General features: G+C 38.9%; 1 protein-coding gene and 1 pseudogene. Both read left to right on the top strand.

Annotated features, from left to right (window positions below; genetic code table 11):
- The first annotated feature begins 81 nt into the window (after positions 1–81).
- Positions 82–1,020: pseudogene (locus BHECKSOX2_RS10385) on the top strand (IS1595 family transposase).
- 16 nt (positions 1,021–1,036) lie between these two features.
- Positions 1,037–2,224, top strand: coding sequence for an IS3 family transposase (locus BHECKSOX2_RS09970; RefSeq protein WP_139683450.1), 1,188 nt, complete (start codon positions 1,037–1,039; stop codon positions 2,222–2,224).
- Positions 2,225–2,277 lie beyond the last annotated feature (53 nt).

Raw genomic sequence — 2,277 nt, 5'->3', positions numbered from 1 at the left:
TTAGGGAATAACTTACATTAATACCAAAACCACAACAAATACAATAAAATAGGCAACACTTACAACACTCATGGAGCAACAATGACCCAATACACAAACACCATCAGCACATTTGAACTATTAGAAAGGTTTCCAACCGAAGAATCTGCTCGCCTATATTTTGAACAAAAACTTTGGAACAACAAACCCAAATGTCCATCGTGTGCTAATCAAACACCCGCACAAGTTTATCATCATCCTTCACGCACTGGATTATATCGTTGCAAATGTTGTCAAACCCAATTCAGTATTCGTAGTAACACAGTGATGCATGCCAGCAAAATACCGTTAAGAAAATGGCTTTATGGTATGTATTTAGTTGTGACTGCTCGCAAGGGTATATCCAGTTACCAACTTGCAAAAGAACTGGGTATTACCCAAAAATCCTCATGGTTTATGGGGCACAGAATACGCAAGGCTTGCAAAAATAACGACGCTATTCTTTCTGGAATAATTGAAATGGATGAAACCTATATAGGCGGTAAAGAGAAAAACAAACACCAACATAAGAAAACTTAAGGCACACAAGGCAGAAGCACAAAAACCAAAACCCCTGTGGTTGGCATGCGCTCTCGTGGTGGCATGCTCGTTGCTGCCAAAATGGATAAAGTCAATAGTGCCAATATTCAGACTATGATTGATAAGCATGCTGATGCCAATGCCACGCTTTGCACTGATGAAGCAACAATATATAAAGGCATAGAGGGCTATAAACAGCTAATGGTCAATCATTCTGCTGGGCAGTATGTTAACGGTATTGTGCATACTAATGGCATTGAGAGTGTTTGGGCGTTATTAAAACGCGGTTATCATGGTGTATTTCATCATTTTTCAGATAAACATATCGGGCGTTATGTTGATGAGTTTGTTTTTAGGTTGAATGATGGCAATGTTAAACGATCGACACTGGATAGAATTGATTCAATTGTGTTTGGATTTAGTGGTAATAGACTGTCTTATAAGATGTTGGTATTAATGTAAGTTAGTCCCAAAAATTATGAGTAAAAAACGAACAAACTATTCATCAGCATTCAAGACTAAATTAGTTCTTGAGCTGCTGCAAAATGAAAGCACTTTGGCGCAGATTGCCAGCAAGCATAACATCTTGCCACAAAACCTAGTGAACTGGAAGAAGATCTTCCTTGCTAACGCTGAGATTGCTATGGAGCCATCTAAAGCAGTTAAAGAATACAAGGAAGAGCTTATTAAATCACAAGAGCAAAACGAACATTTAACCACGCTAGTGGGCAAGGTAACTGTTGAGAAGGAGTGGTTAGCAAAAAAGCTAAAAAGCTTGGGCTCATCTAAACTAAAGCAGTTGATTGATCTCAAGCCGACTACAGTCCATTCTTCATCCTCTTCTTTATCCATTAATCAACAATGTCAACTACTTGGCATTAACCGCAGTGGCTTATATTATAAGCCACGCGTTAATCACACCAAGCAAACCATTAAAAATCACATCACCAAAGTATTTGAAGAAATACCCATCTACGGTGAGAAGAAGGTGCATAAGCAGCTTCTGGAAGATGGTTACAAGGTAAGCTTAAATACGGTAGTACGCTACCGTCAAGAACTAGGCTTGCAAGCCGTACTAGCGGTTAAACCTATTAACACGATAACACCAATCAAAGCGCATAAGAAGTATAGTTACAAGTTGCGAGGATTGAATATCAGCCATGCTAATCACGTATGGAGCACTGACATCACCTACATCAAGATTGCAGGCGGTATGGTTTATATGACTGCTATTATTGATTGGCACAGCAAAGCTGTGCTATCGTACAAGATATCCAACACCATGGATTCTCAGCTGGTAATGAGTGTGCTTAACGAAGCTTTAGAGAAGTATCCACATCCAGAGATATTTAATACCGATCAGGGTAGCCAGTACACCAGTGAAGTGCACACTCAAAGACTCAAAAAATTGGGTATTACTATATCAATGGATGGCAAAGGCAGAGCAACCGATAATATCTGCATTGAGCGCTTCTGGCGAAGCGCCAAAGTCGAAAGAATCTATTTGAACGCATACCAGACCATAAACGAACTAACCACTGATGTGGATGACTATATTGAGTTTTACAACAACAGAAGATTCCATCAGACATTAGATTACAAAAAACCAATGGATGTGTACCAAGAAAGTATAAAATTGAACCAGAATAAGAAGAAGGCTTCTTAGGATGTTCTATATAAGAAATTTTAAAAAGTTGTCAGAGGTTTTGGGGTGATAAA

Source organism: thiotrophic endosymbiont of Bathymodiolus puteoserpentis (Logatchev), from assembly GCF_900127505.1.
In the GTDB taxonomy this organism is placed as follows: Bacteria; Pseudomonadota; Gammaproteobacteria; order PS1; family Pseudothioglobaceae; genus Thiodubiliella.
The sequence above is the reverse complement of the archived record's forward strand: the minus strand, read 5'-3'. Positions and strand labels throughout refer to the sequence as shown.

What these genes read in the sequence shown, in the direction of transcription:
- BHECKSOX2_RS09970 (WP_139683450.1), top strand. Translation starts at nt 1,037, where the DNA reads ATGAGTAAAAAACGAACAAACTATTCATCAGCATTCAAGACTAAATTA.